This window comes from Calditrichota bacterium (genome assembly GCA_013152715.1).
GTDB lineage: Bacteria > Zhuqueibacterota > Zhuqueibacteria > Thermofontimicrobiales > Thermofontimicrobiaceae > 4484-87.
Genome location: JAADFU010000034.1, coordinates 19,235 through 34,996, shown reverse-complemented (window position 1 = coordinate 34,996; position 15,762 = coordinate 19,235). Strand labels below are relative to the sequence as shown.

General features: G+C 44.6%; 12 protein-coding genes. All 12 read left to right on the top strand.

Annotated features, from left to right (window positions below; genetic code table 11):
- A partial coding sequence (locus GXO74_03040) for a 4-phosphopantoate--beta-alanine ligase (GenBank protein ID NOZ60635.1) occupies positions 1–419 on the top strand: 419 nt, incomplete at its 5' end.
- Between the two features lie 288 nt (positions 420–707).
- Positions 708–1,205 carry a hypothetical protein gene (locus GXO74_03035; GenBank protein ID NOZ60634.1) on the top strand — a complete coding sequence of 166 codons (498 nt, stop codon included), beginning with the start codon at positions 708–710 and terminating at the stop codon, positions 1,203–1,205.
- A gap of 174 nt (positions 1,206–1,379) precedes the next feature.
- A complete protein-coding gene (locus tag GXO74_03030) occupies positions 1,380–1,838 on the top strand; it encodes a LytR C-terminal domain-containing protein (protein ID NOZ60633.1) in 459 nt (152 codons plus the stop codon).
- 210 nt (positions 1,839–2,048) lie between these two features.
- Positions 2,049–3,344, top strand: a complete 1,296-nt coding sequence (locus tag GXO74_03025) for a hypothetical protein (GenBank protein NOZ60632.1) — start codon at positions 2,049–2,051, stop codon at positions 3,342–3,344.
- 35 nt (positions 3,345–3,379) lie between these two features.
- Positions 3,380–4,396: an S-methyl-5-thioribose-1-phosphate isomerase gene (mtnA, locus tag GXO74_03020; GenBank protein NOZ60631.1), complete on the top strand. Its 1,017-nt coding sequence runs from the start codon at positions 3,380–3,382 to the stop codon at positions 4,394–4,396.
- A 167-nt stretch (positions 4,397–4,563) separates the two neighbouring features.
- On the top strand, positions 4,564–5,748 hold the full coding sequence (locus GXO74_03015; GenBank protein ID NOZ60630.1) for a tetratricopeptide repeat protein: 1,185 nt from the start codon (positions 4,564–4,566) through the stop codon (positions 5,746–5,748).
- Between the two features lie 200 nt (positions 5,749–5,948).
- The gene (locus GXO74_03010) at positions 5,949–6,761 is read left to right on the top strand and encodes an isoprenyl transferase (protein NOZ60629.1); all 813 of its coding nucleotides are present in this window, start codon (positions 5,949–5,951) and stop codon (positions 6,759–6,761) included.
- Between the two features lie 77 nt (positions 6,762–6,838).
- Positions 6,839–7,042, top strand: coding sequence for a hypothetical protein (locus GXO74_03005; protein ID NOZ60628.1), 204 nt, complete (start codon positions 6,839–6,841; stop codon positions 7,040–7,042).
- Positions 7,043–7,074: 32 nt separating this feature from the next.
- Positions 7,075–11,268, top strand: coding sequence for a hypothetical protein (locus GXO74_03000; GenBank protein ID NOZ60627.1), 4,194 nt, complete (start codon positions 7,075–7,077; stop codon positions 11,266–11,268).
- 170 nt (positions 11,269–11,438) lie between these two features.
- Positions 11,439–13,760, top strand: coding sequence for an outer membrane protein assembly factor BamA (gene bamA, locus GXO74_02995; GenBank protein NOZ60626.1), 2,322 nt, complete (start codon positions 11,439–11,441; stop codon positions 13,758–13,760).
- 80 nt (positions 13,761–13,840) lie between these two features.
- Complete coding sequence (locus GXO74_02990; GenBank protein NOZ60625.1) at positions 13,841–14,395, top strand: OmpH family outer membrane protein; 555 nt, start codon at positions 13,841–13,843, stop codon at positions 14,393–14,395.
- 139 nt (positions 14,396–14,534) lie between these two features.
- Complete coding sequence (gene lpxD / locus GXO74_02985; GenBank protein ID NOZ60624.1) at positions 14,535–15,560, top strand: UDP-3-O-(3-hydroxymyristoyl)glucosamine N-acyltransferase; 1,026 nt, start codon at positions 14,535–14,537, stop codon at positions 15,558–15,560.
- The last annotated feature ends 202 nt before the right edge of the window (positions 15,561–15,762 follow it).

Here is a 15,762-nt window from a genome sequence, read left to right as displayed (position 1 = left end):
AGAAAGATGCACAGCAGGCGATAGTGATTAAACGGATGACACGTGACTTGAATTTTGACATTGAAATTGTTGTCGCGCCAATTATTCGCGAACCGGATGGCCTGGCGATGAGTTCGCGGAATGTTTATCTCTCTCCGGGGGAGAGAAAACAGGCGTTGGCGCTGAGTCGTTCGCTGGCGCTGGCGGAAGAGCTCATTTCGTCCGGCGAAAAAAATGCTTTGACCATCAAGAAGAAAATGGAAGAAATGATCAACGAACAGGCGGATGCGAAAATTGATTATGTGGAAATTTTAAATCCCGAGACGTTGGAATTTCAAACGGAAATTCAGTCCGATGTGCTCATCGCTCTGGCAGTTAAAATCGGGAAAACGAGACTGATTGATAATCTCGTGGTGCGATTGAAAGATAGCAAAGAATAAAAAACACCACGGGAGTATTGGGCGCACAGAGATTTTTAGTAAATTATCTATCGTGCGCGCAGGGAATTGTTCCCACATAATATGTCGTTTTTTCTTTGTTTTCCGTTGCAATTCCGTGGCGGAATAGCAATAAATGACAAAGCCGAAAATGGAACCAAATGCCACCTCAATATATTTAAATATAAGCACCTTGTTCTTCAATTTTCTGAAAAAATCATTGACTTTCTCATTAAGATTTCTTTAATTTAAAATAACAATTCCTAAACATTGCTTAAGGAGGCTGGTGTTATGAAGAAAATAATGATAATTGTGGTCATTGCGCTGCTGCTTCCGATTGTTCTGTTCGCTCAGTTGAAACGTCAGGATCAACCGGTCTCGATTCGCGAGGAATTGGTCAAGCCAGCCAATAATCAGGTGGGCTTGAGTATCCTGGATCCGTCGCGGTTAAGTATGTCGCACAGTTTTTCCATGGGCTATTTTTCCATCGGAGGCAGGGGCGTGGCACAAAGCGTCTATTTGAACACTTTGCGTTATCAGATTGCATCGCCGCTGATGTTGACGGTTCAGTGGGGCATTCAGCAGTTTCCGTACAATTCTTTCAGCAAAGATTCGCCGGCATTCAAAAACGGATTTTTTCTGTCAGGTGCGGAATTGAAATACAAACCGAGTAAAAATCTGGAAATGAGCTTCCAATACAGCTCGATGCCCAACTATTACAACCCCTATTATTACGACCGCATGGGCTTTCCGCGGTTTCAATCATTCAGAGAAGACGAGGATAAATAATCCCGCCGCAAGTTTGGGCGCATAGTTCAATAACCGAGTTGTTTCCTCGGTTATTTTTTTCTTTGTTTTGACAAAGTAAAATTCCGGAGGAGCGGCAAAATCGCGAAGGAAAAGAAAAAAAAAGGCAAAAAAAACGATAAGGATATCAAAGCCAGACTCAAAGATACAATCTTATTGATGTTGATTATTATCCTCGCCGGCATCAATATTATTTTTCTTATTTCCTGGTTGCTGCACAGTTGGCAGCAAAATCTCGCCGATAGCCGCAATCAACTGACTTTTTTCCACAGTCTCAAGAAAGACAATTTAGTTGGTCGGACGGTCAAAATTGAAATTTTCAATGCCTGCGGTGCGCCTAATGTTGCTCGGGAACTGACCGATTATTTGAGAGAGCGCAAAGTGGACGTCGTTTTTTATGATAATTTTTTAGTCAATAACAAAATACACAAAATTAGCCACACGCTGGTAATTGACCGCAAAGACAGGAATAAAGCGAACGCCAAATATGTCGCCGGATTGATAGGCGTCAAAAAACAATATGTCATCCACCAGATTAGTCCGGAAAGAGAAGGAGAAGTTGCAGCGACTATTTTAATCGGGAGCGATTATCTTCAGTTGTCGCCTTTTCGTTAATAATGGAATTTTTGGAAAGGCAATCGATTAGCGAAGAAGTCCCGTTGCGAAAAATGAGCGTTTTTACATTTTGAAAACCTGATAAAAATGGCTGATTTTTTGCGTCTCGCTCATTCGGAAAATTGCTAACGTGCTACAAATAAGAAGCACAATCAGACAGCGGCAATTCTTATTAGAAGAGATTGCTCAAGTTATCGCGGAGTACATGAAATGCGGATGCTGTTAATTCTGTACGATTTTTTTTTCATTCCCATATCACTCATTTTTGTTTTCTTTTTCAGTCTCTTCAATCGAAAAATAAGACGCGGGCTCGCCGGAAGGTTGGGAAATTTTTCTCGTTTGCGACAGAAGTTGTCCCAATGCCCGGCAGAACAAAAGACGATTTTGTTTCATGTCTCATCTTTTGGGGAGTTTCTCCAGGCAAAGCCGGTGATGGAAAAATTGAAACAGAAAAAGCCGGAGCTGTGTATCGTGGTGAGTGTTTTTTCACCGTCTGGTTTTGACAATATCGAAGAACAATTTCCGGTGGATGCTTTGTGCTATCTGCCGATTGACGGCTATACAGTGATGAAAAAGTTTGTTGAAACGGTTGCTCCCCAAGCGGCGGTGATTGTTCGTCATGACGTTTGGCCGAATTTTGTCTGGCGGCTGCGGCGCAACAAAATTCCCGCTGTGCTGATCGATGCTACGCTGCCGGAAAAATCTGTGCGCTATTTACCGGTAATTAAAAATTTGTTTCGGGCGCTATTTAATCAATTGTCGGCGATATTGGCGGTTTCGCAAAAGGAAAAGAATCATTTTCGCCGGCTGCTGGGGAACGATGAGAAAGTTCACGTTTTCGGCGATACGAAATATGACCAGGTTTTTGATCGCTCCAGTTTTGGCGAGAAATTTTTGCAATTTTCAAACCATCAAATTTTTCAAAATAAGCAAATTTTTGTCGCCGGCAGCACCTGGCATGATGACGAGGAAGTGTTGATCCCATCATTTCAAGATTTAGCAGGTGAAATAGAAAATGCGTTTCTGATTATTGCTCCCCATGAGCCGCGCGAAGAGAGAATCGAAGAAATACGCCACGCATGTCGGGAGATGGACATTGGGTGCGCGCTTTTGTCAGAATTACAGTCGGGGGAAAACATTGAAGGCGCGCGCTGTCTCATCGTCGACATGATCGGCGTGCTGGCAAATATTTATTCGTTGGGGAAAGTCGCTTTTGTCGGCGGTAGTTTTTACGCGAAAATTCACAACGTTCTGGAGCCGGCCGTGTATGGCATTCCGGTGCTGATGGGCCCGAAAATGAGAAATTCCGCCGAGGCAATTGACCTCGTGGAAAGTGGCAGCGCGCAAATTGTCCGCGACGGCGCGGAAATGTCGCGGGCGCTCGTTCGGATGTTTCAGGATGACAGTTTCACGCGTCAGAACGGTGAGCGCGCGAAAATGCAAGTAATGAAGAATGTCGGTAGTTCCGAGAAGATCGCTGATTTTTTGCTAACGCTGATTGACTGAATGAAAGGGAGAACGATTCCGGGAGTGAGAAAAATATGGTAATTCAGGCCCAACGTTGGCGCAATGGCGCGTTGGAATTGTTGGATCAAACGCAACTGCCGCTAAAAGAAGAATTTTTGAAAATGACCGATTATCGGGAAGTGGCGGACGCCATTCGTAATCTGAAAGTGCGCGGTGCGCCGGCGATCGGCATTGCCGCTGCTTACGGCGTGTGTCTGGCGGCATTGGAGGCAATTGGCGAGCAGAAAAATGATTTTTTTGTCCGGGTTGAAAAGGCGAGCCGGATTCTAACGGCGACAAGGCCCACGGCGGTAAATTTATTCTGGGCATTGGAGCGCATGAGAAATGTGCTGAAGCAAGCGGCAAATAAGCCAGTAGCGGAAATATGCGCTATTTTGCTGCAAGAAGCCCATGCTATTGCGCGTGAGGACGAAGAAATGTGCCGCCAAATCGGAGAAAACGGAGCCGCGCTGCTGAAAGACGGCGATGTAGTTTTGACTCATTGCAATACCGGGGCGCTGGCGACTGGCGGAATCGGAACGGCATTGGGCGTGATTTACACGGCTGTACAGCAAGGGAAAAAAATTCACGTTTTCGCTGATGAGACGCGGCCCCTGCTGCAGGGAGCGAGACTCACGGCTTTTGAGTTGCAGCAGGCAAAAATTGATGTCACGCTTATTTGCGATAATATGGCGGCATTCGTCATGAAACGGCGGAAAGTGAATGCAATTGTTGTCGGCGCAGACCGCATCGCGCGCAACGGCGACACGGCGAACAAAATAGGAACTTATAATTTGGCGATTTTGGCGCAATTTCATCGAGTCCCTTTTTACGTGGTCGCGCCGACTTCGACGATTGATTTAAATATTGCTTCCGGTGTGGAAATTCCCATTGAAGAGAGAAATCCTGAAGAAGTCACTTACGGTTTCGGCAGGCAGACCGCGCCGACTGGCGTTGCCGTGTACAACCCGGCGTTTGATATCACGCCTGCCGAGTTGATCGACGGCATTATCACAGAAAAAGCTGTCCACAGATATCCGTTTCAATTTTAACGATCGGGGCAAATGCGCCGAACTGAAGCCCAACGAAAAAAAACATCAGTGTGAACAGGGGCTAAAAAAAAACTTGACTTAAATTGAATTTTCTCGTATATTGCAGGGTTAACAAGTTTTTTTTGAAATTAATCAATTGATTTAATGAATTACAAAGGAGAGAAAGGATGAAGAGGCTTTATTCAATCCTGTCAATTGCCTTACTGGTGGTTGTTGTGAGTCTGATGCTATTTGGGTGTCGTTCTAAAGAAGTGGAATCTGCATTGATTTATATCAATCAGCAGAATGATTGGGGAAAAGCAATGGAACAGTTGAAAATGGCTGTTCAGGTGAATCCGGCGGATGTAGAAGCGCATGTTTTGTTGGCTGAAGGCTACGGGCAATCTGGCGATTACGAGAACATGGTGAAAGAAATTGATACGGCGGAAAAGTTAATGGAAGGCGCGCCAAATCCGAAATTTCAGAACAAGTTGAATTTTTTGCGCGACAAATATTGGAGAATTAGCTTCAATAAAGGCGTGAGCAACGTGAAAAGAGATAGTCTGCAAGCGGCGAAAAAAGATTTTGAGAATTGCGTTTTGATTGACGCGAACCGCCCTGAGTCTTATCAGAATCTGGGTTACGTAAACGTACAGTTGAAAAATATAGATGCGGCGGTTGAAAATTACAAGACTGCGGTCAAATTAAACCCCAAAGATATAAATGCTTTTATTTCTCTGACAAATTTGTACCTTAACCAAAAAAGATATCAGGAAGCGATTGACGCTTGTAATAAAATATTAGCCCTTGATCCGGAAAACGCTCAGGCGATTGCTGAAAAAGCAATGGCTTATGATTTGCTCGGAAACTCTGAAGAAGCCTTCAAGGCTTACGACGAGGCATTGGCGAAAAATCCCAACAACAAAGATCTGCTGTTCAATATGGGAAGATTGTACTACCGAAAAGGTCAGTACGAGGATGCGATTGCAAAATTCAAAGCTGTCATTGAGAGTAGTCCGGATGATTTCGAGGCGAATGTGAACATTGGAAACGCGTATCTGTTGCGCGCGGAAGATTTTCTCAAAAAATATCGCGACATGGATGAGAAACAACTGGCCAAACACGCTGCTGAATTTAAAAGCGACAACGCCAGTGCAAAAGAATATTACAAGCAGGCGATTCCCTACCTGGAAAAAGCGGTCGTTTTGTCTCCGGATCAAGCAACGGGTTGGTACAATTTGGGCGTTGCCTATGTGCAAGCCGGTGAGGCGAAAAAAGGCGCTGAGTGTTTCAATATTTCCGATCAAGTGAAAGAGGGCAATCTGCTCAAAGCCAGCGATTTCATCGATAAAAATTTATCGCATCTGAAATGATCTTGTTTTTGATAAATTTGCTGAAAACCCTCTGCTTCTCTTGGTCGCAGGGGGTTTTTTATAAAAAAAAGTTGTCGAATGTTTTGGAGATTTAGCTTGACTTTTAAGCGAGTTTAGATTAAATTTTCAAATGCGTTTGCACAAATATCATGTTACTTTTAGAAATGAGTTGATTTTTTAGAAAGACAAATAGCTAAAAAATGGATGAGTCTGAAAAAAAAATATCTATTGAAGAGCAATTAAAGCAACGAATTTTGGATAAGGGGAAAATTCCGACGCATGTCGCTGTCATCATGGATGGCAATGGGCGTTGGGCAAAGAAACGCGGTTTTTCCCGGCTGCGCGGACATGAAGAAGGAATTAGTTCGGTCAGAGCTGTCGTGGAAGGGTGCGGCGAAATTGGCGTCAAAGTGCTCACGCTGTACACTTTTTCCAGAGAAAACTGGCGCCGGCCCAGAAGCGAAGTCGCCGGATTGTGGCGTTTGCTCATTCAGACGGTGCGCCGCGAAGTGCCGGAACTGAAAAAAAACAACGTGCAACTCAGGATGATCGGCATCATGGAAGATTTGCCAATGTCAGTGAGAAAAGGCCTTAAGTATGCCATGAATGAGCTGAAGAATAACGACGGTTTGATTGTGAATCTGGCGCTGAATTACGGCAGCCGTACGGAAATAATACATGCGGTGCAAAAAATTGCTCGAAAAATAGCAAACGGGGAAATAAAACCCGAACAGATTGATGATCGCCTTATCAGTCAAAATCTTTACACCTCGGATCTTCCTGACCCTGATTTTTTAATTCGAACCAGCGGCGAAAAGCGGATCAGCAATTTTTTGCTCTGGCAAATTGCCTATGCCGAATTGTATATCACCGATGTGCTGTGGCCTGATTTTCGAAAAAAAGAATTTTATGACGCGATTATTTCGTATCAGCAGCGAGAGCGGCGCTACGGCATGGTAAGCGAGCAATTGTCAAAGCTACAAAACGACAAAAAGATGCAACAAATGACATGACAAAGCCGTCTAATAGAATAGAGGCGCTGAATAGAGAATGACGATTTTCTCTCGGGCCTGATGCAAAGGAACCGGCGGTGTTTTGTTTTAGTTTAATTGATAGCTTTTGGGAAAAAGTGACAAACAAATGGCGATTCGAACCATGGGATCGCCTTTTTGTTATTGCAGCAATTAGACCAGGAATGTCTGTCCGCTGGATAAATCCAAATTTAGTTGATGATGCGAAATTTATCGTCGCAGGTGTTTTGTTTTTGCCTGAAATAACGCCATTTCAAAGTTGACCTATTTAAATTTATAGTAGCAAAAGATTGATATGAAAACACGAAGATGGGTTCTTGTCATTGCGCTGTTCGTGGGTTTCATCCTGCTGCTCTTGTACCACGGGTGGAATTTCTTTAATCTCAATGGCAAGATTTTAAATTATATTGAAGAAAATTTGAGATATGCACTCGGGGAATCTTTTTCCATCGAAAGATTGGATCTGTCCATTGGAGCCATTCATTTAAAAAATGTGGATTTGGATCTTCGAGAGGGATATTACCATCTTCATGTGGATGACATTCGATTCGGATTTAATTTTTTTAATCTTGTTAAGCATGGTTTTCGCGTTGAGAGAATACCGCAAGACGTCATTTTTATCAAACCTTATCTGTCAATTCACTCCCGTAAGGGAAATTCTCAGCAGACGGGATCTCTGGATTCAACTTTGAAGGCGTTTGATACTAATCAATATTTGAGAAAATTGGAAAATCTGCATTTTGTCAATCGCATTACCATTTCCAAAGGCAAGATTGCTTTTGTTGATACCGCGAAGCAGTCGCTTTTACTGGCGACCGATATCAATGGCTGGCTCAGCGCGTCAAACGTGGAAAAGACGACCATCCGCCTGGTGGGAAAAATTTTCAATTCGGATAATTTTAATTTGAGTCTGTCCGGCTATGCGAATTTGAAACAAGGCCGTCTGGACACATTGAATGCGCGAGTTACGAATTATGCCTGGAGCAAAGAAGATGCCTTTTTTCTGCCGGAATATTATGATATTCGACAAGGAGTGGTCAACGGAATTTTAACGCTCAACGAGAGAATCTCGGGTCGCGCTGGTTTTGATATCAAAGGATCGCTTTCCATCCGCCAAGGCGAGATTGTGCTTCCCGAACAGAATTTGTCATTTGACAATATTTCAGTTGAAACGGAGGTGCGAGACTGGAATCTTTACGTTCGTGATGCGACTGCCCGCATGAATGGTTCGCCGATTAGAATTTCCGGGATGATAAAAAATATTCTCAATCCTGAATTGAACTTGATCCTGGAATCGAAAAATTTTGACGTTGGAAAGTTAGTTTCTGCCGCTTTCCCTCGTTTGAAAGATCAACCCGAGGGCCTGGCGCATGTGAAAATAGAAATGACAAATACCTTCCCGGATCCGCATATCGATACAGCTATTTTCAGCCGGAGTATCCGCGTCAAAAATCATTTTTTTCGCGACTGCCGACTTCATTTTTCGTACCGGGATTCCGTGTTGACTGTTCAATCGCTGAGTTTGTCTTCCGACCGTTTGCGTTGGCAGGGCGACGCCAGATTTGATTTTGCCCGATCATCGCAAATGATGCAATTTCAGCTAACCGCGGATGGCATGTTTCCGAATAAATTGATTCGTATGCCGCTGGAGACGATGCGCCAAAGTCGATTGCGTTTCTCCGCGACAGGCAGAGGGAAGCCGACGGATTTTTCGACAAATATCGCCTTGATGGTGCAGGCGGGCGCCAGAGATACGCTGGCGTCGTTCAACGGCTATCTGCAGTTGCGCGAGAAACTATTTTTCTGGTCGTTAAATGATGCGAAAAGAAACTGCCGTATTAGCGGAGAGTACAATATTGCCGAAAAGCCCGGTCGTCCGGTTTTCAAGGTAACCGGTTTGAATCACATCGTTCAGGGGTTGCCGGAATACAGAAAATTTTTGCCCTATTTTCATTTCAAGGAGAGTGTGCTCACGATCAGCAAGAAAGGCAATTCCTGGCTCGTGGGGGCGACATTGGTCTGGAATGGCAATCCGGATTTGACTCGCGAGGTGGACGCTTCGTTTGTTTTTAGGCATTCGGGAAAGGGAAATTTATTAGAAGGAAAATTTAGACTGCTTGCGGAAAACACCTATTATCCCGGCAAGTTGTCGTTGTTTTTTGGGGAGAAAAGCATTCGGCTCAAAACGCTGGCGATTGAGGGGCTCATTATCGCTGAAGGCGAAATTGGCAAAGGCGCGGACGGCAAATTGAGCGGCCAGATAATTTTCCCGAACGCCCCGGCGGCTGATTTGGCGCGGATCATTTTTCGTGAGAGCCGGGGAGTGGGAGAAGGCGTTATTTATGGCTCGATTGGATTTGCCGGCAGCTTGAAAAATCCCGTCGTTCTCGGAAAATTTGATCTCAATGATATGGTTTTTAATGGGATCGGCGCTTATGCCGGGAGCATTCGTTTTCAGGTAGCCGACAGGATATTGGCACTCAGCCAATTGGATCTGAATCGTAACGGCGAAAAATTGATTCGCTGCGCGGGCACTTACAATTTTTCCGACAAATCTTTGAATTTCAATCTGAATGGCAAAAATATCGACGCCAATTCGACGCTGATGGCGTTGTACCACAAGGACGGTTTGCTTTCCGGTACCGCGGACGTGGATTTAACTCTGCGCGGCGCTGTGGCTGATCCGCGTATTTGCGGAACGATTAATATTGCCAACGGACGTTTTACGCGATTTTCTTTTGATCGGCTGGTTTTTACGCTTGTCGACAGGGACGCATTTGCGGAGGGGGATAGTTTGCGAAAGGTAAATTTGAACTATCCGGCGCTGCGCATTGGCAATTTTTCCTTTGCCCGAGCAGGCGAGTTCCAGATTACAGGCCGAGGCTTACTCCCGTTGAAGAGCGAAAATCCCATCGATCTGGATTTTCATGGCGCGGGAAATTTGTTGTCCATTTTGCCGGAATTTACTTCTTTTTTCAAAGAGACGAGAAGCGAAGGGACCTGGTCGCTGCATTTGCGCGGCTTGCCGGGAAGCGTGCGCATTGTGGATTCAAAAGTGAATCTGCGAAACGGCTATTTGCGTCTGGGGGACGTCGCTCCTGAAATCAAAGATATTGCATTGTCGGTACAGTCAGAACCTGACGGATTCGTTTATGTTGCAAATTTATCAGGGAAAATCAGACGCCGGGAATTCAAATTTCGCAATCAGCGTGTGCCGGCTAATCCTGTCAACGAAAAATTCAAACCGTTTGAAATCCCCTTTCTCAATTTAAATTTAGGGATTTTTACCATTGAGACTTCGCCAAAAGGAATACCGCTGCACATTCCCGGATTGATGGACAAAGGGGAATTTGGTCGGTTTATTTTTCTGGGCAAAAATAAATCGGAACGATTTACTGTTACCGGCCCGGCGTGGCAACCTTATGTCAGAGGAAAATTAATATTACAAAATGCAAATTTTACTTTTCCATTTATTTCGCAAGGGAATCCTGACAAATCAGCGCACAATCCTGTTGTCCGGGTGTTGCGTAGCATTGATTGGGATGTGCTGGCGCTGACCGGCAAGGATTTGCATTATCAGCGTCAAATTCCCAGCGGTTTGGATAATGTGTATCTGGATTTGATTGTCGACGCCGGCGTTGGCGGATTGAATTTCAAAGGAATTATTCGCGACAATACTTTTGGCGCTACCGGCCTGATGGAATCATCGCGCGGAAATGTGGAATATTTAAATTTAAATTTTCAAATAACAAAAGCCGGCGCTGAATTCGATATGGAGCCGGCAGGGAAAGGCGGCGTTGCATTCGATAAAACAACGTTGTTGCCGATTGTTTATGGCGAGGCGCGCACGACGGTAATTGATTCTACCGGATTTCCCTATTACATCTATTTGACTCTTTTGACTCGGGACAGAGAGACGGGACAGACGCAAAAGCGCGGCCGTTTGGGCGAAATGGTTTTCCAGTTGTCTTCGGAAAATCAAAAATTAGGCGGCGCCGAGGGAGAAATTCTTGCTTCACTGGGTTATTCCACGAAAAACATGAAAGAGATGGCGACAGACCTCCTCGGCATCAGCGCAGATAATTTGCTTTTTCGGCCTTTGTTTCGGCCTTTCGAGAGAGAATTGGAGCGGCGTTTGGGATTGGACATGGTGCGATTTAGCTCGCGATTCACGCGCAATTTGATCGAAATGAACGTCAGTGACCAGCGAAATTTTCAGATTGATTCCAAGCTTTTCCTGCTGCGGAGTACCAAGGTGATGATCGGAAAATATCTTTTGAATCAAATCTTTTTTACTTATTCCGGCCAATTGGAAGCGGGAATGAATTACCGTTACCAGCATGAGGGTTTTGGTCTGAGCCATAAGTTCGGATTGGAGTATCGAATTAGTCCGAGTCTGTTGCTGCAAATGGAATACGATTACAATAGCCTTTTGCTCTATCGCCGCGAGGATAAGAAGATTTTGCTGCGTCACTCGTTTCCTTTTTGAGGCAAAAATTTTGAGCAAAAATGAACTAATTTTCATTAATAAGAGTTTATTAGATTATCTTGGCGATGTCCTGTGACGATTTGCAAAAAAAATTTACTTTAACTTAAATTTTACTTTACAATTATGTAAAAAATTCTTATTTTTAAGTTTCGCAATTATGGAGGTTATGAATGTTTTTCCCAAAGTCAAAGCGAAGCGCCGGTGTGATAGTTTTGGCGCTGTTGTTGGCAATGAGTGCGCCTCATTCGGTTTTTGCCCAGCGGCAAACGACAAAATTGCTTGGCGTCACAGTTGAAGGGAACAAGACAGCGGATGCGACGATTGTGCAGATTAATTCCGGCTTGACTCCCGGCAAAGAAATTACCAGCGATAATATTCAGAGCGCAATTAAAAATTTGTGGAGCTTGCATCTTTTTTCTAATATTGAAATTATAGTGGACAAAGAAGTGCCAGGCGGCGTTTACCTGACTATTCGCGTGGAAGAATATCCTCGCCTGGATAAAATCGAGTTGGTTGGAAATAAAAAGCTGAAAAAAGATGATATTGATAAAGAGCTTGATTTCTATCGCGGTCAGGTGTTGTCAAATTTTCAGATCAATAAAGCGGTTCGCCAATTGAAGAAATTGTACCGTGAGAAGGGTTATTTATTGGCGACGATCAAACCTGAGACACGTGATTCTAAAGATGGTAAGGTGATTTTGCGGCTGAATATCAAAGAAGGCGAAAAGGTTCAGATTAAAAAGATTAATTTTTTTGGGAATAAATATTTTTCCGATGGCAAGCTGCGTAAACAGATGAAAGATACCAAGGAAGATCGCTGGTGGCGGGGCGCGGATTTTAAAAAGGATAAATATCGCGAAGATTTGGACAAGGTGATTCAATTTTACAAAAATGAAGGTTTCCGCGACGCGGAGATTATTAGCGACTCGGTGTATTACGGGAAAAATAAGAAGGATTTATTCATTGACATCACACTGCGAGAAGGGGAGCGCTATTACATCGGCGATATCACCTGGGAAGGGAACAAAATTTTTCCTAAAGAACGATTGGAGGCGATGTTAGGTTTTCAACGCGGTGACGTTTACAATGCTGAAAAAATTCAGAAAGCCATTGCCGAGCGGCTGGGTTCGCTGTACTATGATTCCGGCTACATTTATTCCCGAATCGATCCGCGCGAGAAACCGGTCGCCAAAGATACAGTCGATATGCATTTTCTCATTTCCGAAGGGAAGCCGGTGCGGGTGAATTTGATTCATGTTGCCGGGAACACGAAAACCAAAGAGAAAGTGATTCGTCGGGAGCTTCGCATTGCGCCGGGGCAAATTTTCAGCAAAGCGGCTCTGGAGCGAAGCCAACGCGAGGTGTGGATACTGAACTATTTTTCCGACGTTAAAATAGACTATTGGCCCGTGGGCGAAGATAAAATTGATTTGAAATTTACCGTGGCGGAAAAATCCACGGATATGGCGAACATGTCAGCCGGTTGGAGCGAACGGGATAAAATTATCGGCAGCATTGGCGTTGCCATGAATAATTTATTTGGAAATGGCCAAAGGCTGAGTTTTGATTGGAATTTTGGCCGCTACTATCGCTCATTCCAAATCGGCTTCACCGAGCCGTGGCTGATGGATACGCCAACGCTGGCGGGATTCAGTTTTTACGACACAAACCGAGATAGCCGTTGGATTGGTTACCGGCAGCGCAGCAGCGGCGGATCTCTGCGACTGGGGCGTAGATTTCGCTGGCCGGATAACTATTTTCGCGGTGATTGGATTTATCGCATCGACCGCACGGAACTGTGGGATTTTGTGGAGAGCATTGTGCGGGCGAATCCCAACAATATCGTAAATGAGGAATGGCCTCTGACTTCGAGCAGCATCACGCAAATCATTACGCGAAATAGCTTGAATCGTCCGGAATTCCCCACGGAGGGTTCGGAAGTATCGCTTTCCTCGGAATTTTCCGGCGGCTTAATGGGCGGGAATGTCGGTTTTTACAAGCTCACTTTTTCAGCAAGTTGGTTTACGCCGGCGATCTGGAAATTTGTGCTTTACAATCATTCGACGATTGGTTTAATTAACGGTTGGACGAAAACGTCACGTATTCCGTATCTGGAGTATTTTTTCCTTGGCGGCGAGGGCCTTTCCCGATCGACTCCCTTGCGCGGTTACGACGATCCGCTTGCCGGATACGCAACCCAGGCCGGCGGGCGAGTACTGTTAAAATATACGACAGAAATTCGTTTTCCGATCATTCCCAATCCGACGATGTATGGGCTCGTTTTTGCCGAGGCTGGCAATACCTGGGTCAATCTTTCTGATACTGATCCTTTCAATCTCAGGCGATCTGTGGGAATCGGTGCCAGATTGTTCATGCCGATGATTGGTATTATCGGTTTTGATTATGCTTACGGATTCGATAATTACGACGCTGCTACGGGTAGATATTTCGGACAATGGAAACCTCATTTTGTCTTTGGAAAGAGTTTTTAAATTTGAGCGAAAGCAAAGTTTTTAAATTATAAAGAGCTATTGACAACATTTCATCGAAATCAAATAATTCGGAGGAAAAAATGGGTTTGAAGAAACTTTTTAAAACAAGTCTGATCGTGCTGATGTTAGTCGCTTTGGCCGCGCCTGGCTTTGCGCAGAAGCTAAAAATTGGGTATGTCCATTCGAATAAAATTTTAGCGACGTACAAAGATGCGCTCGATGTCCAAAAGAAGATCGATGAGTTGGATCGCCAATATCAGCAGGAAGGCCGCCAGATGCAAGAAACATTGCGTCAGTTGCAGGACCAGTACGACTCGCAGAGTTTGCTGTTGAGCGACACCAAGAAAAAAGAAAAAGAGGCGGAGATTCAAAATTTGATTGCAAAAATTCAGCAGTTTCAGCAGGAAAAATACAACCCACAAACCGGCGAAATTTACAAAAAACAAGCCGAATTGATGCAGCCTGTTTTGGACAAAATCAACGCGATTATCAAGAAAATTAGCGAAGCTGAAGGTTTTGATTTGGTGCTGGACACTGCCTCCGGGAATATTCTTTACGTGAGCAAGCAGGTTACTGATTTGACTGGAAAAATTCTTGAAGAGCTCAATAAGACATCGACCGTTGGCAAAAAATAGGTTTGTCTCGCCGACAACGATATTTTTGGAAATATTCGATTAAACAATATTCATTGTAGCTTGACTCATCGATTTTGTAGAGCCCCCGAACGAGAAAATTCATTTGGGGGCGAGCTATTCTGATGATAAAAGGAGAATTATGGAGCTGACAGTCTCGCAGATTGCCAGGTTTGTTGACGGAACACTCGAAGGCGACGGATCGGCGATAGTGTACGGCGTGGCAAAAATTGAGGACGCCAGGGACGGTGAAATAGCTTTCATTTCCAATCCCAAATATGCAAAATTTATCGAGTCCACTCAGGCTTCCGCTGTCATTGTCGGACATGATTTTCCCGCAACAGAAAAGACAATTATTCGCACTGCCAACCCCTATGTGGCGTTTCTCAGGGTGCTGCGCTATTTTCACCCTCGAAAAGAAATGTTAGACGAGGGAATTCATCCGTCTGCCGTCATTCACCCCTCAGTGTTTGTCGGCGAAGGCACGCGAATCGGCGCTGGCGTAGTTATTGGCAAAAATTCTGTCATTGCAAAAGATTGCCAGATTTTTCCCAATGTCGTCATTGGCGAAGATGTTCAGGTGGGTGACAAAACTCTCATTTACGCTAATGTCACGCTTCGCGAACAAGTCCATATCGGGCGAAATGTGATTATTCATAGCGGCACAGTGATCGGGTCCGATGGATTCGGATTTGCCAGAGAAGGCGAGATTTATCATAAAATTCCCCAAGTAGGCATTGTGATAGTCGAGGACGATGTGGAAATAGGCGCTAATTGCACAATTGATCGCGCTACGTTAGGGCAAACAATTATTCGAAAAGGCGTTAAGTTGGACAATTTGATTCAAGTGGCGCACAATGTGGAAATCGGGGAGAATACCGTCATTGCAGCGCAGAGTGGCATTGCCGGGAGTACAAAGCTGGGCAAGAACGTCGTCATCGGAGGCCAGGTGGGCATCGTGGGGCACATTGAAATCGCAGATCAGGTGACTATCGCGGCTCAGTCCGGAGTGACTAAACCGTTACCGTCGAAAATTGTCGTTTTCGGGTATCCGGCGCGACCAATCATGCAGGCGAAACGCGAAGAGGCGGCGTTACGAAAATTGCCGCAACTGTTAAAGCGCATTTCTGAACTCGAGGCGAAGATTACGCGATTAGAAAATGCTTGATGCTGCGCGTTTGGAATAGGGAATTTTGGTCTACGACAGAAGTCACTTCAAAAATAACGTTGAACTACTTGGTCAGATTGAATCTGAACATTTCCCCTTGCCCCTTTTCAAGGGGAACCAGAAAAGTCCCCCTTTGAAGGGGGACTTAGGGGGATGTTTAATTGCATAAACAACATAATTAGTATAGATATTCATAATTTGG

Excerpts from the sequence above, each read along its gene's own strand:
- GXO74_03035 (NOZ60634.1), top strand. The coding sequence starts at position 708 with ATGAAGAAAATAATGATAATTGTGGTCATTGCGCTGCTGCTTCCGATT.
- GXO74_03025 (NOZ60632.1), top strand. The coding sequence starts at position 2,049 with ATGCGGATGCTGTTAATTCTGTACGATTTTTTTTTCATTCCCATATCA.
- mtnA (NOZ60631.1), top strand. The coding sequence starts at position 3,380 with ATGGTAATTCAGGCCCAACGTTGGCGCAATGGCGCGTTGGAATTGTTG.
- GXO74_03015 (NOZ60630.1), top strand. The coding sequence starts at position 4,564 with ATGAAGAGGCTTTATTCAATCCTGTCAATTGCCTTACTGGTGGTTGTT.
- GXO74_03010 (NOZ60629.1), top strand. The coding sequence starts at position 5,949 with ATGGATGAGTCTGAAAAAAAAATATCTATTGAAGAGCAATTAAAGCAA.
- GXO74_03000 (NOZ60627.1), top strand. The coding sequence starts at position 7,075 with ATGAAAACACGAAGATGGGTTCTTGTCATTGCGCTGTTCGTGGGTTTC.
- bamA (NOZ60626.1), top strand. The coding sequence starts at position 11,439 with ATGTTTTTCCCAAAGTCAAAGCGAAGCGCCGGTGTGATAGTTTTGGCG.
- GXO74_02990 (NOZ60625.1), top strand. The coding sequence starts at position 13,841 with ATGGGTTTGAAGAAACTTTTTAAAACAAGTCTGATCGTGCTGATGTTA.
- lpxD (NOZ60624.1), top strand. The coding sequence starts at position 14,535 with ATGGAGCTGACAGTCTCGCAGATTGCCAGGTTTGTTGACGGAACACTC.